General features: G+C 62.0%; 31 protein-coding genes. 28 read left to right on the top strand and 3 right to left on the bottom strand.

The features are described 5' to 3' along the window. Positions 1-32 precede the first annotated feature (32 nt). The 9 genes from HG549_RS16270 (at position 33) to HG549_RS16230 (ending at position 4,389) form a co-directional block, all read left to right on the top strand. Positions 33-275, top strand: a complete 243-nt coding sequence (locus tag HG549_RS16270) for a hypothetical protein (RefSeq protein WP_256665928.1) — start codon at positions 33-35, stop codon at positions 273-275. After that, positions 272-1,177, top strand: coding sequence for a helix-turn-helix domain-containing protein (locus HG549_RS16265; RefSeq protein ID WP_170030507.1), 906 nt, complete (start codon positions 272-274; stop codon positions 1,175-1,177). The genes HG549_RS16270 and HG549_RS16265 overlap by 4 nt, the downstream gene beginning before the upstream one ends. Beyond that, the gene (locus tag HG549_RS16260; protein ID WP_170030506.1) at positions 1,164-1,970 is read left to right on the top strand and encodes a hypothetical protein; all 807 of its coding nucleotides are present in this window, start codon (positions 1,164-1,166) and stop codon (positions 1,968-1,970) included. Before HG549_RS16265 ends, HG549_RS16260 begins: the two co-directional genes overlap by 14 nt. Further along, complete coding sequence (locus tag HG549_RS16255) at positions 1,967-2,185, top strand: hypothetical protein (protein WP_170030505.1); 219 nt, start codon at positions 1,967-1,969, stop codon at positions 2,183-2,185. The genes HG549_RS16260 and HG549_RS16255 overlap by 4 nt, the downstream gene beginning before the upstream one ends. Beyond that, entirely contained in the window at positions 2,182-2,652 is a 471-nt protein-coding gene (locus HG549_RS16250) for a hypothetical protein (RefSeq protein WP_170030504.1), read from the top strand. Before HG549_RS16255 ends, HG549_RS16250 begins: the two co-directional genes overlap by 4 nt. Next, entirely contained in the window at positions 2,649-3,248 is a 600-nt protein-coding gene (locus tag HG549_RS16245; RefSeq protein WP_170030503.1) for a recombination protein NinG, read from the top strand. Before HG549_RS16250 ends, HG549_RS16245 begins: the two co-directional genes overlap by 4 nt. After that, positions 3,245-3,391 carry a hypothetical protein gene (locus tag HG549_RS16240; protein ID WP_170030502.1) on the top strand — a complete coding sequence of 49 codons (147 nt, stop codon included), beginning with the start codon at positions 3,245-3,247 and terminating at the stop codon, positions 3,389-3,391. Before HG549_RS16245 ends, HG549_RS16240 begins: the two co-directional genes overlap by 4 nt. After that, a complete protein-coding gene (locus HG549_RS16235; protein WP_170030501.1) occupies positions 3,388-4,077 on the top strand; it encodes a hypothetical protein in 690 nt (229 codons plus the stop codon). Before HG549_RS16240 ends, HG549_RS16235 begins: the two co-directional genes overlap by 4 nt. A 108-nt stretch (positions 4,078-4,185) precedes the next feature. Then, positions 4,186-4,389, top strand: coding sequence for a hypothetical protein (locus tag HG549_RS16230; protein WP_170030500.1), 204 nt, complete (start codon positions 4,186-4,188; stop codon positions 4,387-4,389). A 153-nt stretch (positions 4,390-4,542) separates the two neighbouring features. Here the strand turns inward: HG549_RS16230 and HG549_RS16225 are convergent, their stop codons facing one another. Next, on the bottom strand, positions 4,543-4,932 hold the full coding sequence (locus HG549_RS16225) for a hypothetical protein (RefSeq protein ID WP_256665927.1): 390 nt from the start codon (positions 4,930-4,932) through the stop codon (positions 4,543-4,545). Between the two features lie 56 nt (positions 4,933-4,988). Here HG549_RS16225 and HG549_RS16220 point away from each other — a divergent pair, with 56 nt between their 5' ends. Together HG549_RS16220 and HG549_RS16215 are read left to right on the top strand one after the other, a co-directional pair. After that, positions 4,989-5,315, top strand: a complete 327-nt coding sequence (locus HG549_RS16220) for an MFS transporter (RefSeq protein ID WP_170030499.1) — start codon at positions 4,989-4,991, stop codon at positions 5,313-5,315. Next, the gene (locus HG549_RS16215) at positions 5,312-5,623 is read left to right on the top strand and encodes a hypothetical protein (RefSeq protein WP_170030498.1); all 312 of its coding nucleotides are present in this window, start codon (positions 5,312-5,314) and stop codon (positions 5,621-5,623) included. The genes HG549_RS16220 and HG549_RS16215 overlap by 4 nt, the downstream gene beginning before the upstream one ends. Before the next feature lie 156 nt (positions 5,624-5,779). Here the strand turns inward: HG549_RS16215 and HG549_RS16210 are convergent, their stop codons facing one another. Further along, positions 5,780-6,022 (bottom strand): hypothetical protein, encoded by a 243-nt coding sequence (locus HG549_RS16210; protein WP_170030497.1) that lies wholly within the window; start codon positions 6,020-6,022, stop codon positions 5,780-5,782. Between the two features lie 122 nt (positions 6,023-6,144). Here HG549_RS16210 and HG549_RS16205 point away from each other — a divergent pair, with 122 nt between their 5' ends. From HG549_RS16205 to HG549_RS16185, 5 genes are read left to right on the top strand one after another with little or no spacing between them, the layout of a single operon-like run. Beyond that, the gene (locus HG549_RS16205) at positions 6,145-6,753 is read left to right on the top strand and encodes a putative metallopeptidase (RefSeq protein WP_256665925.1); all 609 of its coding nucleotides are present in this window, start codon (positions 6,145-6,147) and stop codon (positions 6,751-6,753) included. A gap of 31 nt (positions 6,754-6,784) precedes the next feature. Then, a complete protein-coding gene (locus tag HG549_RS16200; RefSeq protein ID WP_170030496.1) occupies positions 6,785-7,246 on the top strand; it encodes a DUF2280 domain-containing protein in 462 nt (153 codons plus the stop codon). Beyond that, positions 7,233-8,531 carry a terminase large subunit domain-containing protein gene (locus tag HG549_RS16195; RefSeq protein WP_170030495.1) on the top strand — a complete coding sequence of 433 codons (1,299 nt, stop codon included), beginning with the start codon at positions 7,233-7,235 and terminating at the stop codon, positions 8,529-8,531. The genes HG549_RS16200 and HG549_RS16195 overlap by 14 nt, the downstream gene beginning before the upstream one ends. A 2-nt stretch (positions 8,532-8,533) precedes the next feature. Then, positions 8,534-9,940, top strand: a complete 1,407-nt coding sequence (locus HG549_RS16190) for a DUF4055 domain-containing protein (protein ID WP_170030494.1) — start codon at positions 8,534-8,536, stop codon at positions 9,938-9,940. Then, positions 9,940-11,016, top strand: a complete 1,077-nt coding sequence (locus tag HG549_RS16185) for a hypothetical protein (RefSeq protein ID WP_170030493.1) — start codon at positions 9,940-9,942, stop codon at positions 11,014-11,016. The genes HG549_RS16190 and HG549_RS16185 overlap by 1 nt, the downstream gene beginning before the upstream one ends. Before the next feature lie 32 nt (positions 11,017-11,048). On the opposite strand, the gene HG549_RS16180 is transcribed toward HG549_RS16185, so the two are convergent. Continuing rightward, the gene (locus HG549_RS16180; protein ID WP_170030492.1) at positions 11,049-11,459 is read right to left on the bottom strand and encodes a hypothetical protein; all 411 of its coding nucleotides are present in this window, start codon (positions 11,457-11,459) and stop codon (positions 11,049-11,051) included. A 260-nt stretch (positions 11,460-11,719) separates the two neighbouring features. Here HG549_RS16180 and HG549_RS16175 point away from each other — a divergent pair, with 260 nt between their 5' ends. The 12 genes from HG549_RS16175 to HG549_RS16120 all read left to right on the top strand — a co-directional run bounded on the left by HG549_RS16175 (position 11,720) and on the right by HG549_RS16120 (position 20,823). Continuing rightward, complete coding sequence (locus HG549_RS16175) at positions 11,720-12,466, top strand: DUF6651 domain-containing protein (RefSeq protein WP_170030491.1); 747 nt, start codon at positions 11,720-11,722, stop codon at positions 12,464-12,466. Between the two features lie 9 nt (positions 12,467-12,475). After that, positions 12,476-13,444 carry a major capsid protein gene (locus tag HG549_RS16170; protein ID WP_170030490.1) on the top strand — a complete coding sequence of 323 codons (969 nt, stop codon included), beginning with the start codon at positions 12,476-12,478 and terminating at the stop codon, positions 13,442-13,444. Between the two features lie 42 nt (positions 13,445-13,486). Continuing rightward, the gene (locus HG549_RS16165; protein WP_170030489.1) at positions 13,487-13,783 is read left to right on the top strand and encodes a hypothetical protein; all 297 of its coding nucleotides are present in this window, start codon (positions 13,487-13,489) and stop codon (positions 13,781-13,783) included. Then, positions 13,783-14,151 carry a hypothetical protein gene (locus HG549_RS16160; RefSeq protein ID WP_170030488.1) on the top strand — a complete coding sequence of 123 codons (369 nt, stop codon included), beginning with the start codon at positions 13,783-13,785 and terminating at the stop codon, positions 14,149-14,151. Before HG549_RS16165 ends, HG549_RS16160 begins: the two co-directional genes overlap by 1 nt. Before the next feature lies 1 nt (position 14,152). Beyond that, the gene (locus HG549_RS16155; RefSeq protein WP_170030487.1) at positions 14,153-14,539 is read left to right on the top strand and encodes a hypothetical protein; all 387 of its coding nucleotides are present in this window, start codon (positions 14,153-14,155) and stop codon (positions 14,537-14,539) included. Between the two features lie 2 nt (positions 14,540-14,541). Continuing rightward, entirely contained in the window at positions 14,542-15,213 is a 672-nt protein-coding gene (locus HG549_RS16150) for a hypothetical protein (protein WP_170030486.1), read from the top strand. Beyond that, a complete protein-coding gene (locus HG549_RS16145) occupies positions 15,210-15,638 on the top strand; it encodes a phage tail terminator-like protein (RefSeq protein WP_170030485.1) in 429 nt (142 codons plus the stop codon). Before HG549_RS16150 ends, HG549_RS16145 begins: the two co-directional genes overlap by 4 nt. Before the next feature lie 39 nt (positions 15,639-15,677). Continuing rightward, a complete protein-coding gene (locus HG549_RS16140) occupies positions 15,678-16,337 on the top strand; it encodes a phage tail protein (RefSeq protein WP_170030484.1) in 660 nt (219 codons plus the stop codon). Positions 16,338-16,346: 9 nt separating this feature from the next. Then, positions 16,347-16,730, top strand: coding sequence for a phage tail assembly chaperone (locus tag HG549_RS16135; RefSeq protein ID WP_170030483.1), 384 nt, complete (start codon positions 16,347-16,349; stop codon positions 16,728-16,730). Positions 16,731-16,822: 92 nt separating this feature from the next. Then, positions 16,823-17,044: a DUF1799 domain-containing protein gene (locus tag HG549_RS16130; RefSeq protein WP_372241525.1), complete on the top strand. Its 222-nt coding sequence runs from the start codon at positions 16,823-16,825 to the stop codon at positions 17,042-17,044. Positions 17,045-17,047: 3 nt separating this feature from the next. Continuing rightward, positions 17,048-20,485 (top strand): phage tail tape measure protein, encoded by a 3,438-nt coding sequence (locus HG549_RS16125; protein ID WP_170030482.1) that lies wholly within the window; start codon positions 17,048-17,050, stop codon positions 20,483-20,485. Beyond that, positions 20,485-20,823: a phage tail protein gene (locus HG549_RS16120; protein ID WP_170030481.1), complete on the top strand. Its 339-nt coding sequence runs from the start codon at positions 20,485-20,487 to the stop codon at positions 20,821-20,823. Before HG549_RS16125 ends, HG549_RS16120 begins: the two co-directional genes overlap by 1 nt. Positions 20,824-20,830: the final 7 nt, after the last annotated feature.

Genomic DNA, 20,830 nt, shown 5'->3' with positions numbered 1-20,830 from the left:
TCGAATCGGTAGGTGAGGACACTTACATCGTCATGAGTCGTGGCCACCACGACCTGGGACTTTTCATGGCCGAGGCGGTGAAGGAGCGGCCGCGCTGGTGCTTGGGCGGCCCTGAGCACGTATGGGTCAAAACTCTTCCTGGCCGGGGTAGCTACGTCAGCTTCTACCACTTCGTGCCGCAGAGTACTCGAGGTTCGTGGCCGGCGACCTACTGCTACGAGTACGGCGAGGGCTACGAGCGCTACAACGGCATGGCCGAGGAGCGTGCCCAGTGAGCATGGAACTGATGGTCAAGGCCATGAAGACCAAGGTGGGCAATCCGCTGCGCAAGCTGGTGCTCATCAAGCTGGCCGACAACGCGAGCGACCAGGGAGAATGCTGGCCGTCGTATCAGCACATCGCCGATCAGTGCGAGATCAGCAAGCGCTCGGTCATGAACCACATCAGCACCCTGTGCGGTGCCGGCCTATTGCGCAAAGAGATCCGCAAGGGTGGCCCTAAGGGTAACTCCTCGAACGTCTACTACCTGACGTTGAGTGGTGCAGCAGATTCACTAGGGGTAGTGCAGGAGATTCACCAGGGTAGTGCAGCAAGTTCACCCCCTAGTGCAGCAGATTCACTAGGGGGTAGTGCAGGAGCTGCACCCAGAACCAGTCACTCTTTTGAATCAGTAAAGGAACCAGTCACTGAACCAGTTGCGACCCAGGCTGAAGCCGTGGTCGCGGAGGGTATCGTGGTTCCGTTTACGGCTCAGCAGCCGCGCTGCGAAATCCCTGCAGATATGCCAGGGCCGAAGGACCAGTCCTGCAAAACGTTCAAGGCCTGGGCGAACTATGCCATGGCCTACCGCAAGCGCTACCACGCATGGCCGGTATGGAACGCCAAGGCAGGCGGGCAGGTTGGGCAACTGATCAGCCGGCTCGGCATTGACGTTGCCCACCATGTGGCCGCGTACTTCCTGACGATTAACGACGCACGCTTGATTAACGGCTGCCACAACCTGGGCGACCTGCTGGCTAAGGCCGAGGCCTACCACACCCAGTGGGTGACCAACCGCCAGATGAACGCCACGATCGCCCGCCAGCAGGAGCAGACCCAGGCCAATATCAACGCGGCCCAGGAAGCGGCTGATGCTATCCGCAACCGTCAGCGAGGTAAGCGCAATGCTTTCCTCTGACGAACAAGCCGAACTGGCCGTAGCTATCTGCGCTACTGCCGAGGCAATGGGGCAGGCAATCAGCGCTGGAGGCGCTGAGCTGATCGCTGAGGACCTTTCGGCCTACGAGCCGGACGTGATCATTGGTGCACTGCGCGCATGCCGTAGAGAGCCTGCCGGGCGCCTTTCGCTCGGCATGGTCCTCAAGCACATCCACGCGGCCGACACGCGTCCAGGGAAGGATGAGGCGTGGTCAATTGCTCTGGCTGCCAGTGACGAGCATGAAACCGTTGTGCTCACCACTGAAATCCGCCAGGCCATGATCGCCTCCGAGCCAATCCTTGAAGCCGGCGACAAGGTCGGCGCACGGATGGCGTTCATGAGCGCCTACGAGCGCCTGGTCAGCTTCGCTCGCGCCGAGGACCAGCCGGCCAAGTGGGAGGTGTCGCTGGGATATGACGCTGGGCGCCGAGTGATGGCTATCGAATCCGCCGTCCGCGCGCAGCTCATCACCCAGGAAACCGGGGCCAAGTACCTGGCCGACCTACGCATAGCGCCAATCACGGATGACGGCCAGGCCATTGCCGGCCTGCTGACTGGGGAGGTGCAGCCGCAGGCCAGCGCCAAGACACGTGAAAAGCTCGCCGAGGTGCGCTGCATCCTCAAAGCGGCCAAGGCCAAGAAAGACCGCGAGTGCGCCAAGGAAGACCAGCGCCGCCGCATCGAAACCTATCTGCGCAAGCGGCAGACACGCGTCGCCATTGCTCAGTTGAACATCAAACGCGCCGGGCAGCCGGCCGGGGAGGGCGTATGACCGTCGACAAGAAAAAACTCCAGCCCTTGCTTTGGTCCGTTGTGGCGTCCTGGCGGTCGGGTAGTGATGCCTTTGAGCGACACACCGATGCGCTGGACAAGTTCCTTGGTGAGACGACGGTTGAGGAGGTCGCCCTTGGCCTGCTCGACGAGATCAGCCAACTCACCGCTCGGGTGCGCGCCGCGGAGAAGCAGCTGCAGGAGGTGGCGGCATGACGGAGAAGATCAGCGTCAACAGCCAGGCCAAGCTCTCCGAGGCCGTAACCATGCTCACCCGTATGTTCCGCGAGAAGAAGTTCGTCGTGGTCAGCATGCGCCCGGGCAAGGACCGCACCCTGGACCAGAACGCATTGTGGTTTGCGATGTACGACCGCATCGCCAAGAGCACTGAGATGGGTGACATCGAGGACGTCCGCCGTTACTGCAAGCTGCACTTCGGCGTGCCGATCATGCGCGCCGGCTGCGAAGAGTTCCGCACCGGCTGGGCCGAGTCATTCATCCACCTGCCGTATGAGGTGAAGCTTCGCCTGATGGGACCGTGCGCGATGTTCGGGCCGGATGGCTTCCCGGTCACCCGGCTGTTCGACCGGGCCCAGGGCTGCCAGTACACCGACCGCATCGTGGCCGAGTTCGCGCCGCAGGGCGTGGTGTTCAGTGACCTGCTGAGCGAGGAGGCGGCATGACACTGGCCAAGGAAATCAAACCGAAGAAGTGCAAGGCCCCAGGTTGCGGCAAGCACTTCAAGCCGGCCATGACCACGCAGAAGGTGTGCAGCATTGCCTGCGCCAAGGCCATGGCCAAAGATCCGAAGCTGCAGAAGATCGCGGCCAAGGCCATCACCAAGCAGGCCCGCCAGGACCTGCAGGAGCGCCGGGAGAAGCTGAAGACCAAGGGTGACCACCTGCGGGAGGCTCAAGCCAGTTTCAACGCATACATCCGCGAACGGGACCGCCTCGCCGGGTATCCATGCATCTCCAGTGACCGCCCGCTCGACTGGAACGGTAACGCCGTAGATGCCGGGCACTATCGCAGCATAGGGGCGGCGCCACACCTCCGCTTCGATGAAAACAACTGCCACGCCCAGTCGAAGCACGACAACCGGTACCTGTCGGGCAACGTGGCGGAGTACCGCATCGGGCTCATCAAACGCATCGGCCTGGAAGCTGTAGAGGCCCTGGAAAGGGACCAATCAGTCCGGCGCTACACGATCGAAGACCTGCAGGCCATCAAGGCCCTGTACAGGCAAAAACTCAAAGACCTACGGAGGGCAGCAGCATGACACCAGCATGGGCATTTCTGATTTTGGCGGTGCTGATCGTGGTGTCGGGCGGTGCGCTGTCCTGGGCCGGTGCGGTACGGCGCAAGCGCAGCTCCGAAGACTTCATCACGAAAAAGGACAAGCGAGCAGGGGGTAAGCCATGAAGTACCAGAGCGTTTTGGCGGCGGTAGTGCGTGCCCTTGCGGCAGAGACCATGAGTGGCGTATGTGGCGGCGACTTCGAGCCGAAGGTCCAGGCCTCGAAGCTGAAGGGGGAGATCGCCGGCAAGGATGCGGCGATGCTGGTGGATTGCTGGGTGCACGCCCGCCTGCACAGCAAGCTGATCCCGCGGCACTGGAATGCACTGACGGCCAGGTTCTCGACCCACAAGGCCAAGAAGGTGGATGCGATCGGCAAGCTGGTGCCGCTGATCGCTACCCAGGCGCCGAACCTGTTCCGGTACAAGGCGGTCACCGCCTGGGCCATTCCGCCGGTGAAAGGCGTGCAGGCGCAGTCGGGGCATGAGGTGGCCAGTCGGGCCGCCCGCGAGCGTGCAGAGTTCGATTCGCTGCACGCTGGCCTGATCCAGCACTTGGCGAATGGGGTGATGCCCGAGGATGCTGGCCAGGCGCGCCGGGAACAGTACGTGAAGCGCTCCACCGACATGATCGTCCTGCCGGCCGAGTTCTACGACATCAACACCTGGGACAATCAGGGACTCAATAGGACCACTTACTGGCGCTGGAAGAAGGCGATCGAGAAGGTGTTGGATGAGATGGTTGCAGAGGCCCTGGCCGCAACTGGCAAGATTCTGGAGGACGAAGGCATTTTGATGGCAGATGCCGCTTGACACCCGTGCAACGATGCAACATCATTTGTTCATCCTGTCATTCCTGCGTGTGTGAGGAATGGTGACCGAGCACTGGCATGCGGTTATGTCACACCCGGGTGGTTGTTGATGGTAGTGGGTCTTTTGGTTCTGTTCGTTATCTGGTTCCTACAAGCACTCACTGATTCACCTAAAGCAGTACAACAACTTGGACAAGAAGGGGAAAAACGTATGTGTGAGGCTATTACTAAAGCAAGTGTCAATCTCGCAGCAAATGCTTCTACAGCCTACTACGTCAACAACCTGCCCGCAGTAACCATTGGGGCCGACTGAGAGTTCTCAGGGGCCCAGAAGAGCACCAAGCCACTTGTCCGGCTGCCTCAATACGAAACCCGGCTTCAAAAGCCGGGTTTTTTATTGTCCGAAAAAGCCCTGATGAGGGCCTGCACCTGGCATCTTCTTCTGACCGGAACCGCTTCCGCGGATTCAGAAATCTGATTTTCTGAAGGTTTGGTCGCCCGACTGGTCATTTCGGATCGTTAGTTCGCCACCCGACACCGAGTAGGTGGTTGTGGCGTCGCCTTCTGAATAACGGTTCCGCCAGCGCCCCCAGGTCCGGGTGTCGTTCAAGAACGTTGACCAAACGACACTGTCGGCGCTCACCTGGCATCGGTATCTGAACGAGTCTCCGTCAGGACGCTTGTAATAGATCTCGGGTACCGCGCCCTGCGATCTGGTCTTCATGGCTTTGGTGGGTCGGCTCATTTCCACGGAAATCGCAGCCTTGCAAATTTCTACGCTTGTGAAGTCGCTTGCTTGCGAGCTCGAAGCCAGGCCCAGCGCTGCGAGCGATACAGCCACCATATACTTTTTCATGCCCTTGTCCTCAGAGTTGGCGAAGGGATTCTACATGCCCCTACGGAGTCGAGCGCATGGAGCTTTTTCACCGCCTGCTCGATAAGCTCGACTGGGCTATTGCGGGCCTACTGGGGGCCTTGGTTGCCACCCGGTGGCATAAGGACGATCTGACGGACCGGAAGGCCTGGATTCTGTTCTTGCTCACCGGCATGGCCTGCGCCCACTACCTCACCGGCATGGTGAGCGGGTACTTCGGCATCACCGAGCCTCGTAGCGTGGCCGGGGTAGGGTTCCTGCTCGGCACCTTCGGAGGCTCGCTCATCGCCGCCGTTACCCGAGCGATCAAAGCCGCCGATCTGTGGTCTGTCATCAGGTCCAAGTTCGGAGGGCCTACCCCATGATTCTCGAATACATCAACGCGATCGCCGCCGGCATCATCGCGCTGTGGGCGTCCTGGGCAGTCCTGAGTGGGAAGGTGCGAGACGGGGTGATCGGCAAGATCCTGTACTCGATCATCGCGCTGAGCGGCTACGCCATCCTGGCCCGCTCGGATCGGATGTTCTTCACGCCAAACACTGCAGGCGTAACGATGCACGTTGCCTTGGCCCTCGCTGGGGTGCGCCACATGTTTGTGGTCACCTACTGGCCGCGGGTCAAGCGCTGGATCTGCCGGCGCCTGGCGTGCGACATGTGCAAGCCGGCTGAGTGATCCGCGCCTTGAAATCGAGTGGATTCATTTCGCGGCGCGGGGTGCCAGTCACCACCAAATGACCAGACTCCGAGGTAATGGTTGTATGCCCCGGGCTTATACCGTCGAGTCATTTGATGGTGTTGGTGTGCCGCAGTCTATTGCGGCATACCTTGATCAGACAGCGGCAGGGGGTCGGTTAATCATGTCGATGACTGCCACGATGTCGAAAGCAGTGCGGCTTTCATGGCTGTTGCCTTGGAAGTTCACGGTCCCTGTCGTGACAAAAATATTCATGATCAAGCCGCATACGAACTTGAACTGATGCTGGGTGGCGGTTGGATGGCTCTCTTTAACGTCCGGGTGCTTCTGCCTGACGACGCTGATGAGAAAATTCGGGTCATTACACTTGATAGCCATTTTTATTACTCATTGGTTGGTTGGGGTGCAGACCAACGAGCGGCGTAACGCTTGAGCCCTCCTTGGCCGGCTATCTATACATGATGGCACACAGACACTATTTCAAGCGCAGAGGCATATAAATGTTCAGGCCAATGCCGCCGGCCGATCTACTCGAATCACTATGGCTCACCCTACGCCCGGCTCCCGAGATATGGGGCTGGATAGGCCAAGAGATCCTGGCCACCGCAGGCAGGATTCACAACGAAGACCATGCGCACCTTATCGACGCCAACATCGGCGTGCTCTGGGCATCCACTGGTTTCGCCAAACAGGGGCGGGTAGTTCTCGGCCAGGCTGAGCAACTGATGTTCCGTGCTGGCGGATGGCAGAAGGCTCGGCAAGAACAGCAGATGCGGCAATGGTTCGGCGAGGAGCCGGACTACCTCATAACTCTGGCCGCCGACTACTGCTCCCAGTGCACCGATGCTGAGTTTTGCGCCCTGGTCGAACACGAGCTGTACCACATCGCCCAGGCGACCGATGAGTTCGGCGCTCCCAAGTTCAGGCAGGACGGAATGCCCAAGCTCTACCTGCGTGGCCACGACGTCGAAGAGTTCGTCGGGGTGGTGAGGCGCTACGGTGCCAGCGAAGAAGTTCAGCAGCTGATGGACGCTGCAAGCCGGCCGCCTGAGGTGGCCAAGATCAACATTTCGAGGGCCTGCGGAACCTGTCTGCTCAAGTCGGCCTGATGTGAGACAGGCATGAGACGGAATCCAACCTATGGCAGCCCTGACAAGCGATGTAAAAGCCTTCATCGTTCAGGCTTTGGCGTGCTTTGACACGCCTACCCAGGTCTCACAAGCCGTCAAGCAAGAATTCGACATCGACGTGACCCGTCAGCAGGTCGAGCAGCACGACCCAACCAAGCGTGCTGGGGCGAACCTGGCGGCCAAATGGCGAACGCTATTCGAGGACACCCGCAAGCGTTTCCGCGAAGAAACCTCTGAGATTCCCATTGCCAACCGGGCATTCCGGCTGCGTGTGCTTGGGCGGATGGCCGAGAAGGCCGAGAACATGAAGAACATGGCCCTGACTGCCCAGCTTCTGGAGCAGGCGGCCAAAGAGGTCGGCGATGTCTACGTGAACCGCCAGACCAAGAACGAGAATCCCCACGATAACGTGCCGCCCACCCGGGTGCAGGTCGATGTGGTGGATGCGAGGAAGCCTGATGCCGTCGCTTAACGTGCCCCAGGCCAACTTCCTCCGGATGGAGAACAAGTTCCGCGGCTTCGTGGCCGGGTTCGGCTCGGGCAAGACCTGGGTCGGCTGTGCCGCGCTGTGCAAGCACGTGTGGGAGTGGCCCCGGATTGACTCCGGCTACTTCGCCCCGACGTACCCGCAAATCCGCGATATCTTCTTCCCGACCATTGAGGAGGTCGCCTTCGACTGGGGCCTGAAGGTCAAGACGAAGGAGAGCGACAAGGAGGTCGAGTTCTACAGCGGCGGCCAGTACCGCAGCACGACCATCTGCCGCTCGATGGAGAAGCCGCAGACCATCGTCGGCTTCAAGATCGGGCACGCCCTGGTCGACGAACTCGATGTCCTGCCCGCGCTGAAGGCCGAACACGCCTGGCGCAAGATCATTGCCCGGATGCGCTACAACGTGCCTGGGTTGAAGAACGGCGTGGATGTGACGACCACCCCCGAGGGGTTCAAGTTCGTCTACCAGCAGTTCGTGAAGCAACTGCGCGAGAAGCCGGCCCTGCAGGGCATGTATGGCCTGGTGCAGGCCAGCACGTTCGACAACGAGCTGAACCTGCCGCCCGACTACATCCCGTCGCTGATGGAGTCGTACCCGGCCCAGCTGATCCTGGCCTATCTGAACGGCCAGTTCGTCAACCTGAACTCCGGGTCGATTTACCACGCTTACGACCGGAAGCTGAACTCCTGCTTCGACACCGTAGAGCCTGGAGAGCCCCTGTTCATCGGCATGGACTTCAACGTCGGCAAGATGGCGGCGATCGTCCATGTCAAACGGCCTGACGGCAAGCCCAGGGCAGTGGATGAACTGATCGATGGCTTCGATACCCCGGACATGATCCGGCGGATCAAGGAGCGCTACTGGCGGCACAACGGACGGGACTACGCGAAGACCTGCGAGATCAGGATTTACCCTGACGCCTCTGGCGGGTCGCGCAAGTCGGTGAACGCCAGCGAGACCGACATCGCCATCTTGCGCCAGGCCGGCTTCAGCGTGATCGCCCCCGACGCCAACCCGCCGGTGAAGGACCGTATCAATGCCATGAACGCGATGTTCTGCAACGCGAACGGCGAGCGCCGATACCTGATCAACCCGCTGCGCTGCCCTACCTATGCGGACGGGCTGGAGCAACAGGTATGGGCCGCCAACGGCGAGCCTGACAAGAAATCCGGCGTGGACCACGCGAACGACGCGGGCGGCTATTTCATCCACCACGACTACCCAATTGAACGACCGATCTTCACGACCCAGTCCCTGAGAATGTGAATATGAGCGATAACCCGAGCATCACGCTGCCCGCTGTCGACGCGATGCGCGCCTACTGGGCCGTGATCTCGCCGCTCATGGGCGGAACCATGGCAATGCGCGCCGCGGGCAAAGCCCTGCTGCCGCAGTACCCAGCCGAAGACGACGAAGCCTACAAAGAGCGCCTGCGCCTTTCAACGCTGCTGCCGGCGTACTCCGAGACCGTGGGCAACATGACCTCCCGAGTGTTCGCCGAGCCGCTGCAGGTGGGCGACGATGTGCCAGAGGCCATTGTCCAGATGACCACGGACATTGATCACGCCGGCAACGACCTGAATTCCTGGGCGGTTGGCTTCTTCACCGAGGGGCTGAGCCACGGTCTGTGCCATGCCTTCGTCGATCACCCGCCCGCGGGCGAACTGAAGACCCAGGCCGACGAGCAGGCCGCCGGTGTTCGCCCCTATGTGGTGATGGTGAGGCCTGAGCAGGTGCTGGGATGGCGCTCTAAGGGCGGCGTGCTGACCATGGTCCGCTACATCGAGGTGGTCGAGGAAGAGGATGGGGAGTTCGGCGCCAAGTGCATCGAGCAGATTCGCGTGCTGGAGCCAGGATCATGGCGAACCTATCGCAGGTCGGCCAAGGCCGTACGGGGCAAGCAGTCCGCAGATGGCGGTACCTGGGAGCTGCACGAGGAAGGCACCAACAGCCTGACCGCGATCCCATGGGTCACGTTCTACACGGGCCGGACCGGCTTCATGACGGCCAAGCCGCCGCTGATTGAACTGGCACACCTGAACGTGAAGCACTGGCAGAGCCAGAGCGACCAGGACAACATCCTCCACGTTATCCGCGTGCCGATCTTGGTGCGCATCGGCATCCAGACCCAGTACGACAACCAGGGGAAGGTGATCCCGCCAGAGTTCAAGGTGGGCACCGGCCAGCTGACCGATCTGCCCAAGGATGGTGACCTCAAGTACGTCGAGCACACCGGCCAGGCCGTTGAATCTGGCCGCACGGCACTGCAGGACCTGATCAACGAGATGCGCATGACCGGGGCAAAGCTGCTGACGCCGGACAAGACGTCCACCAAGACCGCCACCCAGGCGGAGGATGAGGCGGCGCAGGAACTGTCCCCGCTCGCACGCATGGCGCACCACTTCGCCGACTGTCTGGCGCAGCTGCTCCAGTTCATGGCCGATTATCGCGGCTTGGGCGATGGCGGAACCGTCGAGATGCGCGGCAATTTCGATGTCGACTACATGCCGGAGGTGTCGCTGCCGACGCTGGTGTCCATGGCCAATGCCGGGATGATCAGCAAGGAGACGCTGTTCACCGAGATGCAGCGGCGCGGAGTGATCAGTGATGAGTACGACTGGGAAGAGGAGCTGGCGAAGATTGAGGCCCAGGGCCCGGCCCTCGGTACGCTGTGATGAAGACGGCCAACGAGAAGCTGCTGGACGAGCTAATCGGCCATGAGGTTGACCTGTCCAGGCTGAGCAACAGCCAGGTCGTGGCGATCATCAGGATCCTGAACAGCAAGGATGCCGATCTGCGGGCCGCCCTGATTGAGGCGATCGAGAACCTGGGGGCGGATCTCTCGGCTGCAGCCGTGGATATCGCACTGTCAACGGTACTGCGGATCAACCAGCAGACCTTCGTCGAGATCCGCCTGGCTATGTACCAGGTGACCGACGGGCTGATCAGCTACGAGTTGGCGTTCCAGCAGAGCGCGCTGCGGGCCGTTCTCCCGACTCTGGTGCAAGAGGCATATCCGGTCGTCTCCCCGGCGTTCAGTGTAGTGAAGGCGATCGCACAGGCGCGACCGTTCCAGGGTCGCCTGCTGAGGGAGTGGATGGCCGGCATCGAGTCCAGCCGTGCTGCGGCAGTGCGCGACGCTGTACGCTCGGGCGTGGTCGAGGGGCGTACCACTGCCGAGATCGTGCGCACGGTCATGGGCAGCCGGGCTCAGCAATACGCCGACGGCGCCCTCCAGAAGGCCAGGCGCGACGTTCAGGCGGTAGTGCGGTCTGCGGTATCCCACACGGCTGAGACAGCCAGCGACGCAGCGTACGAGGCAAACAGCGACATCATCAGCCACGTTGAGTGGCTGAGTACGCTGGACAACCACACATCAAGCGACTGCCGGATACGTGACCGACTGCCGTACACGCTGGGCAACTACAAGCCCATCGGCCACACGATCCCGTGGCTGGCCGGGCCTGGGCGCATCCACTTCTGTTGCCGGTCATCCAAGGTTCCAGTGCTCAAGAGCGCCAAGGCCTTGGGCTTCAGCGACGGCGCAACGCGGGCGAGCATGGACGGGCAGGTTCCGGATTCGACCACTTATGCCGAATGGCTGAGCAAGCAGTCAGCAGCGCGCCAGGATGAGATCCTAGGCCCGGAGCGTGGCCGGCTGATGCGTGAGGGCGGGCTGAAACTCGGCGCGTTCTACAACGACAAAGGGAAGTTTCTTACCCTTGACCAACTGCGTGAGCGCTTGAAGTAGCCCGCATTACGATTTCGTGTGGCTATGCCAAGTTATCGTAAACAAGCCGTTCTTCTCTCGCTGTATTTGCTCATCAGGTCGTAGTACGCCTTGGGCCAGCCTGACATTGCAGTAGTCGCTTGTTCTATTGACGCAAGCTTTTGCTCTGTCGTGCGAGCCATCAACCCGAGCTGTATAACCCCGGCCAGCTTGTAGGTTGGGGCCGCAAGCTCGACCGGCGAATACGCAGTAAAGCGCATGGCCTTATCTAGAACGTCTTGAGCCAAAGAGTGAAAACCCTCTGGTGTTAAGTTCGGGGCCTGAGACTTGCTGCCCATGGCTGCAATGCTTGCCAAGAGCAGTTCGGCTTTCTGTCGAATGAGCATTTCCTGCTCGTCTACGCGTTTTATGCAGCTTTCAGCGGCAGCTTGCTTTGTCGACCGATAGCTGGCGTACCAGGTCATAACGCCGCCAGAGAGAGTCACAACTAGTCCCAACACAGTAATGAGTGTGGGCCATCTAACGCTCGTTGCATTTTCAACCATCAAACCATCCTCTTGAATCCGGCTGTTTTGGACGGGCAGAAGGCTAGCTCTGATTTTTTTAAGTGACTACCACGCAGCCTCGGTTAGTTCCGGGGTTTTTTATGCCTGCAGTCCGGATGGGCGGGGCGCAACTGGGGCCGGATGGCTCACCAACTGGCCGGATGGCCCAGAGAGACGACATGAAACTCAAAACCGTTGAAGTGGATGGCAAGCAGTACGCCGTGATCGAAGATGGCAAGCCGGTCTACGTCGAGGACGATGGCAAGGAGGTCGCCTTCGACGCTGTAGGCACCCGCAACACTATCACCCGGCTGAATGCCGAAGCGAAGTCGCACCGCGAGCGCGCCGACGGCTTCGAGAAGACCGCCAAGGCGTTCGAAGGTATCGAGGATGCCGCGGCTGCCAAGAAAGCCCTGGAGATCGTCGCCAACCTCGACGCCAAGAAGCTGGTGGATGCCGGCGAGATCGAGAAGGTGAAGGGCGAGATCAGCAAGGCCTTCCAGACCCAGCTCGACGAAGCCAACACCAAGGCGCAGGGCTTCGAGCAGCAGTTGTATGCCGAAAAGATCGGCGGCAGCTTCGCCCGCTCCCAGTTCATCGCCGAGAAGATGGCGGTACCGGCCGACATGGTCCAGGCCACCTTTGGCAGCAGCTTCAAGATCGAGGAGGGCAAGGTCGTCGCTTATGACGCCCAGGGCCAGAAGATCTTCAGCCGCAGCCGCCCAGGCGAGCTGGCCGACTTCAACGAAGCGCTCGAAACCCTCGTCTCGCAGTACCCCCATCGCGACCACATCCTGAAGAGTTCCGGCGCCAATGGTGGCGGCGCTCCGAATGGCGGTGGCAGCACCAAAACCACCAAGGGCAACTTCGGCGGCACCAAGGCAGAGCGCCTGGAAGCCATGAAGGGCCTGATCGCAAGCGAATAAGGAGGCCCAATGGCCCTTTCGAACATGAAGGTGTTCAACGAATACCTTCGCCACGCCACCATCGAAACCCTGACCCAGGATGTCGACAAGTTCAATGCCGCCTCGGCTGGATCGATTCGCCTGACCACTCAGGGCATCGACGGTGACTTCCTGCAGGAATCGTTCTGGGCAGGCTTGCACGGCGCTCAGCGTCGCGTTGACCGCTACGCCGCGAACGGCAGCCAGGCGGCGACCCCGCTGTCGCAGAAGCAGTACGACTCGGTGAAGATCGCCGGAGGCTTCGGCCCGATCCTGTGGGAGCCTGCACAGCTGTCCTGGGTGCAGAAAAACCCCGAGGAAGCGCTGGAGGTCATCAGCCGCAACCTGTCCGAAGCAATCGTCTCGGACCAGCTGAATACTGCCATCGCCGCCTTGGTCGCAGCCATCGGCAACCAGCCGGGCGCGCTCAACGACGTGTCGGCAACCGCTGGCGTCGATTACATCGCCATCAACGGTGCCCACGCGCTGTTCGGCGACGCTTCGGCACGGCTGATCGCTCAGGTCATGACCGGAGCCCAGTACCACGCCCTGATTGGCAAGAACCTGGCCAACAGCCAGCAGCTGTTCCAGGCCGGTGGTGTTCTGGTCGTCGACGTCCTGGGCAAGGCGGTCATCGTCACCGACGCCCCGGCGCTGTACGAGGCCGGCACCCCGAACAAGCAGAAGGTGCTCAGCCTGGCCGACGGTGCGGCCATGGTTATGGATGGTTCCGACCTGATCACCAACATCGAGACCTCCAACGGCAAGGAGCGCATCGAGACCACCATGCAGGCCGACTACACCTTCGGCCTGGGCCTCAAGGGCTACACCTGGGACACCGCCAACGGCGGCAAGTCGCCGACCAACTCCGAACTGTCCACCGGCACCAACTGGGACCTGGTGGCGAGCAGCATCAAGGGTTCGGCCGGCGTCATGACCATCGGCGACGCCACCAAGTAACCGGTACTGCGCCCTTCGGGGCGCCATCCTAAGGAGATCGCCATGAGCGAGAGCATCATTTACGAGCGGCACCCGGTCTCGGCAGAGCGCAAGAACTACCTGCGTCGCAAGGGCTACAAAATCATCGACGCCAAGTTCGCTCCGGAGGGCTATGAGCATCCCGAGCCGATCAAGGAGGGTAAAGCCTCCAAGGCCAGCAAGTCCGCTGCTGAAAAGAAAGCTGTTGAAGAAGCCGAGCTGAAGGCAAAGCTGCAGGCCGCGCTGACCGATAAGGGCATCCAGTTCGCCCCTGACGCCAGCCTGGAAGACCTGCAGAAGCTGCTGGGCGAGGCCGCGTAATGACGACCTACATCGGCATCGAGCAGGTGGACGCACTGCTGGGCCAGACCTGGGCGCCGGATGAAAAGAAGGCGCGCGCGGTGCTGATGGCCAACACCTGGCTTACCAACCAGGGCCTGCCCGAGTTCGACACGGTTCCCGCCGATGTCGTGCAGGCAGGCGCGGAGGTGGCGGTGGAGGCGGCAGCAGGCAACCTGTACCAGGCGAAGGAAACCGGCGTGCTGAGCAAGTCCGTAGATGCTGACGGCGTGTCGAGCAGCAAGACCTACTCGAGTACGTCCAAGGCCATCAGTGCGGGCGAATCCTTCGCCTTGGCCCTGTTGGCGCGGTATCTGGGTACCGGTCAGGTCAAGATCGTCAGGGGGTGACATGGGGCTTCGAAGCGAGTTGCAGGCCGATCTGGGGCGAGCCTTCGATACGGACCTGGCCGACGCGGTGACGGCGGTGGATGGCAGCCGGTCGGTGCCTGGGGCGTATGACCCCGAGAAGGGCGGGAATACGCCGGCGACGACGCTGCACTATGCCGGCCGCGGTGTCTTCGGCCAGTACAGGGCCCGGGAGATCGACGGTACACGCATCCTGGCGTCAGACGTGCGCCTCAAGGCGCTGCAGAACGAGTTGCTCATGAAGGATGGCGACGCGGTCACGGAAGAGCCTGCCACGCCCGCCATGGGTGACCGCATCAGCGGCTACCGGGTGATGGATGTCGGGCAGGACGCGGCCAAGGCCACCTGGACCATTCAGCTGAGGAAGTGACCATGCCCCGCGGCTCGAATATGACCAGCCGCTACGGCGGCCTGGACGGAGGATTCACCGCGCAACTGGAACAGTTTGCAGAGGCGGCCAAGGAGGCGATGGACCTGACCTTCCGCGAGGTTGTGATCATGGTTGGCCGCAGGTTGGTGACCATGTCGCCGGTCGGCAATCCTGATCTCTGGAAAGTGAACGTCGAGGCTCAGGGCAGCGCAGCTGAGCAGATCGCGGCCTACAACGCGAAGGCGGCGGCCATCAACGCCGGCATTACGTCCGACCAGGCTAACTACACCAAGAGCGGCAACCTGAAGGGCGGCCTGCGGTTACGCAAGCCACTGACCAAGCGGGAGGAGCGCGAGAACTTCGGGTTTGGCGTTCGAAGGGTTGGCCAGGGCTATGTGGGTGGACGCTTCCGCAGCAACTGGCAGCTCACCACCGGCGTCCCCGCTGTAGGCGAGATCGAGGACGTCGAAAGCGCCGGAGAGACGCTGGACAGGCTTCTTCTGGCTGCCGGTGATCTCTCCGCTGGCGAGGTCGCCTACATCGTCAACAACCTGCCGTATGCCATCCCCCTGGAGTACGGCCACAGTTCACAGGCGCCTGGCGGCATGGTGCGCGTCACCGTCGCCGACTTCCAGCGCATCGTCGAAGAAGCCATCAGGACACATCGAGCATGAGCCAAGCACGTGCCAGACAGGCCATCGAGATCAAGTTGATGGCCTGGGCCTCGGCGCGCCCTATTCGGGTCGCGAACTTCGAGCAAGGATTCGAGGCCGGGCCCGACGAAACCTATCTGCAGGCATTCCAACTGCCGGCGGGCACCACCTGCCGCTACCTGGGCGGCGAGGCCTACGAATACACCGGTGTCTACCAGGTGAGCATCGTCTGCCCTGCGGGCCAGCCACTGGCAACCGCGGAGACACTGGTCGATGAGCTTTCGAGCCTCTTCCGGGTTGATTCGTCGCTCAGTCGCAACGGCTTCGAGGGCCTGGTCACCGAACCGGTTGACCAAGGCCCAACCATCACCGAGTCGGCAACCTACACGGTTCCGGCCAGCTTCACCTACCGCGGTGTCGCGGAGCAACCGCCCGCTGGGGCATAACCAACCGCCGCCCGGCGGGCTATCAAGAGGAAACACAACATGGCCGCACGCTTCCCGCTGCCAAACGGCGCCGTGCTGGAAATCGCACGCGTCATCGGCGCCGCCGTCCCGTTCACCGCGCTATCCAACGCAAAGCCGCCGGTTGCTACCGCAGTCGGCCACAACATCGCGAACGGCGACATTCTGCTGGTTAACTCCGGCTGGGCGCTGATCAACGACCGAGCCGTCAAGGCTTCCGGTGTCGCCGCCGACGCCTTCTCTTTGGCCGGCCTGGACACCAGCGACGCCGAGTTCTTCACCGCTGGCGCAGGCGTCGGCTCCGTTCTGCCTGTGTCGGACTGGGTGCAGATCTCCAAGGTGACCGGTTTCAACTCCGCAGGTGGTGAGCAGCAGTACACCACCGTCGGGTATCTGGAGGATGACGACGACAAGCAGTATCCGTCGAACCGCAACCCGCGGTCCCTGACCATCTCGGTTGAGGACCAGCCCAGCGCTGCCTACGTCGAAACCGTGGAGGGCTACGACGCCTCGAAAGAGCTGACGGTGATCCGCATGAAACTCCGCAACGGCGACCAGATCCTGTACCCGGGCTATGTCAGCATCACGCCCGACCCAACCATGGAGCGGAACAACGTGATGACCCGAACCATCAGCGTCGGCCTGTCGGCTCGCTCGCTTCGTTACCTGGCCGGCGCGTAAGGAGTACTCATGGCGAAGATCAAGATCGCGCAGAACCCCACGTTCACGGCGGTGGTGCAGGTTCCGCGCATTGGCGCCGATCCGGCGCCCGTGGAATTCCAATTCCGCTACATGGACCGCGTGGCCCTGTCCTCGATGTTCGATCGTTGGAACAAGGCCCGCGACGCCTGGGCGGAGAAGGCCCAGAAGGGCGGGGCAACCTGGGAGGAGGTCACCACCGGTGAAATCGCCCTGCAGGCCGAGCAGTTGGGCGAGATCGTCACTGGCTGGGATCTGGAGGACGAGTTCAGTGCCGAGGCCATCGCAGATCTGGTGCGCACCTGCACCGGCGCTCCGAAGGCGGTCGTCGATGCGTTCCAGGCCGCCTACAGCCCGGCCCGCCTGGGAAACTGAGGGCGGCGGCCCGGGCATGCTATGAGCGGGGTCCCTCCATCGAGCAACTGGCGGCGCTGGGCCTGACGCCTGATGACATCGAGGAGGAGGTGGTGGAGGTCTGGCCAGACGCATGGTCAGCCTTCCGCCTGTTCGATGCCCTGGGAACCCAGTGGAGGGTGTCTTCTGGCGGCCCGTCTGGCCTGGACTACACCGCTATCCCAGCAACTGCTTCGATGCTCGGCATCAAGCGCCGCAACCTCACTGACATTTTTCCCGATCTCCGCGTCATGGAGGTTGAGGCCTTGGCCGTCATGGCCGAATCGATGGAGTAGATCATGACCACCATTGCCTCTCTCGGTCTTCAGATCGACTCCGGTGATGCCGTTGAGGCCAAGGACAACCTCGATCACCTCACGGACGCCGGTAAGCGCAGTGAGGAGTCGGCTGGACGAACCGGGCGTGCCTGGGAGGCTGCCCTGGGCAGCCTACAGGGTGACACCCGACAGATCGTTCAAGAGCTGCAGGCGCTCAACGCCAAGCAGACCGAGCTGGCGCAGCAGATGGCTACGGTGGGGCGCGCTGTTACCAGCGCCTCCACGGCGTTCAGCAGCGCCGCAGCGAACATGGTGGCGTTTCGGACTGAGGCCGCGCAGGCGGGCAAGGTGCAGGAGGCGCTCACCAGCGCCACGGATGCTGGCGCTCAGGCCGGCCGGCGTGCCGCCGAATCCGCCGACGAGCAGCAGGCCAGGATCCTGGCCGTGGCCAAGGCCTCGCTGGAAGCCAGCCAGTACGTCCAATCCCTGAACCGGGCGACCGAGCAGAGCGCCGAGGTCACCGCCCAGGCAAACGCCGTTCTGTCGGACAGTGCCAGCCGTCAGGCGGCTATCAACAGCCGGGCCCAGGCCCTCATCGCTACAGAAGAGCGCCAGGCGGAGGCAGCGAAGAAGGCCGCCGGCGCGCATCGTGAAGAAGGCCAGGCGCTGGAAGAGCTGCTGGGCAAGATCGATCCTACCGTCGCAGCCATGAGCCGCCTGGATCAGATGGAGCAGAAGCTGAAGGGCTTCCGCACCAGCGGCGCGCTCGATGCGGAGACGTTCGGCGAGTACCAAGCGAAGATCGACCAGGCTCGCACAGCCTTGGGCGGCGCCGACACTGCGCTGAGCAAGACTGGAATGACGGCCAAGGCCACGGCTGCTGCATTGCGCGGCGTGCCGGCGCAGTTCACCGACATCGTCGTGTCCCTGCAAGGCGGGCAGGCCCCGCTGACAGTTCTTCTGCAGCAGGGCGGCCAGCTCAAGGACATGTTTGGAGGCGTCGGACCGGCCGTTAAGGCCCTGGGCGGCTACGTCTTGGGGCTGGTGAATCCCTTTACTGTCGCGGCTGCCGCGATGACTGTCCTTGGCTACGCCTACTACTCGGGCAGCGAGGAGGCGGTCGGGTTCCAGAAGGAACTGATCAAGACTGGCAATGCCGCCGGCACGACGGCAGACCAGATGTCAGGAATGGCGCGTCAGGTCGCGGCGACCGTCGGCACCACTGGCGCCGCGGCGGAGGTGCTCACCCAGCTGGCCGGTAGTGGGAAGATCGCCTCTGACAGCTTTGTTGGAATCACTGAGGCGGCCCTGGAATGGCGCTCGGCGACAGGCAAGGCGGTCGAGGAGACCGTGGCCGAGTTCGTGAAAATCGGCAAGGACCCGGTGGCTGCTGCCAAAGACCTCAACGAGCAGTACAACTTTCTCACCGCTGCGACCTACTCGCAGATCGTTGCCCTAAAGGAGCAGGGCGACACCATCGGGGCTACAAAGCTCCTCACGGATACCTACGTCGACACAATCAAGTCCCGCAGTAAGGAGGTCACCGAGAACCTTTCGCTGTGGGAGCGCGGGTGGAAGTCGCTGAAGGGCGAGGTTGCCGCAACTGTCGACGCGCTGAATGATGTGGGCCGGGACCAGGACATAGCGAGTCGGATCGTAGAAATGCAGCGCCAGGTCGCAGCGGCGCAGAGCGCAGTAAATGCCGACGCTGACGACATCGACGCCCAGAAAAAGCTCACCAACGCCAGCCTTGAGCTGAAGGGGCTGATCCAGCAGCGCGACACACAGCAAGCGATTGCCAGGGCCCGGGAGCTGGATGTTCAGCAGCAGCAGGCAGCCGTCATTGCGATAGGCAAGATCGATGCGTTGGAAAAATCAGCGAGGACAAACGCCGAGAAGCGGGCTGATGCTCTGAAGGAGTACAACCGGTCGCTGGACGCGATCCGGAAGGTCAGCCCGAACGACGAGCGCCTGAAGCCCGAGAACATCGCCCGGGTGCAAGCCGACATCGCCAAGCAGTTCAAGGATCCGGTCGGGCGCACAGGGTCTGTCGACCTCTCGGGGTTCAACGATCAGAAGAACGCGCTCAGCGCCATCCTGGCAGAGTACAAGAACCACCAGAAGGAACTGGAGGCGGCGCAGAAGGCTGGGCTGATATCCCAGGAGTCCTACGCCTCCCAGCGGGCGGCGATCATCGAGCAGCAGAAGGCCGAGGTCACGAACGCCTACGAGGCTGAGATCAAGGCATTGGAGGAGGCCAAAGGGCGTAGCAGCACCACCGCCCAGCAGCGCATCCAGTTGGATCAGAAGATAGCCGATGCTAGGACAGCCATGGTCAAGGCTCAAAAGGACGCCGACACCGAGCTTGCTGTGCTGGCGACCAACGAGCAGGGCCGGCTGGCCAAGCAGGCCAGGGCAGTGCAGACCTACACCGATGCTCTCGACCAGCAGGTCCTGGCGCTGAGGTTGCAGGGGCAGCGCTCCGCTGACGGTCTTGGGCTTGGCGACCGCCAACGCGGCTTGCAGGATCAGCAAAACGGCATCACTGATCGGATGAACCAACAGCGCCTGGACCTGGCCAACCAGTACGGCGACGGCTCGCGCGGCATGAGTCTCGATGAGTACAACCAGAAGCTGGCGGCCCTGAGCAAGACCGAGAAGGACCTACAGGAAACCACCATCGCCAACTACGACCAGATGACAGCCGCGCAGGGTGATTGGCGCAAGGGTGCGTCGTCGGCCTTTCAAAACTACCTGGAGCAGGCTCGGGATGTTGCCGGGCAGACGCGATCCCTGTTCACGAATGCCTTTAGTTCGATGGAGGATGCGGTCGCGAACTTCGCCATAACCGGCAAATTCTCGTTCGCTGATTTCACTAAATCGGTACTGGCCGACATGGCCCGGATTGCTACGCAGCAGGCTGCTTCTGGCCTGTTGGGTAGCCTTGTGAACTTTGGCGCATCGGCAGCGGCCAGCTACTTCGGTGGCGGAGCAACCTCGGCAGGTTCGACCCAGGCGGGATACAGCCCAGAAATCATCAATGCCTGGGGTGCTGCACAGGCTGACGGCGGCGCATGGAGTAACGGGGTGCAGCTGTTCGCCAATGGCGGCGCCTTTACCAACTCGATCGTGAGCACTCCGACGGCCTTCGGCATGGCCGGAGGCAAGATAGGCGTGATGGGCGAGGCAGGCGACGAGGCAATTATGCCGCTTACTCGAACTTCGGGCGGGCAGCTTGGGGTTATGGCGGTCGGAAGGGGGGGCGGTGGCACCGCGATAAGCGTGTCCGCGCCGGTCAGCATAGTCGTTGAAGACCGTAGCAACGAAGGCATGGAACTCGACCACACGCTTCTACAGCAGAACTTGCAGAAGCAGGTTCAGCTCGCTGCGGAGAAAGCCGTGACGGACTCTTGGCGGCCTGGCGGCGTGAGCTACCGAAACACTAAAGGAGGGCGCTGATGGCTATCGAGACGTTCACCTGGCCGACGCAGCGCGGCGAAACGCCAGACATCACCTACCGGGTCCGCGAGTCCAAGTTTGGCGGCGGGTACCGGCAGGTGGTTGGAGATGGTCCCAACAACAAAGAGGACAGCTACCCAATCACCGTAACCGGCACGAAGGCCCAGGTCCGCAAAATCATGGAATTCTTCGACCGGCACGGCGGCGCCAAGGCCTTTCTATGGTCTACGCCGCTTGGCGATCTGGGGCTGTTTACCTGCGCCGATCCGAAGCCCACCCCCGTGGGGGGCGGTCGGTTTAAGGTCTCCGCAACCTTTGCGCGGGCATTCCACCCGTAAGGAATAC

This window comes from Pseudomonas sp. SK (assembly GCF_012975065.1).
Taxonomy (GTDB): Bacteria; Pseudomonadota; Gammaproteobacteria; order Pseudomonadales; family Pseudomonadaceae; genus Aquipseudomonas; species Aquipseudomonas anuradhapurensis.
The sequence above is the reverse complement of the archived record's forward strand: the minus strand, read 5'-3'. Positions and strand labels throughout refer to the sequence as shown.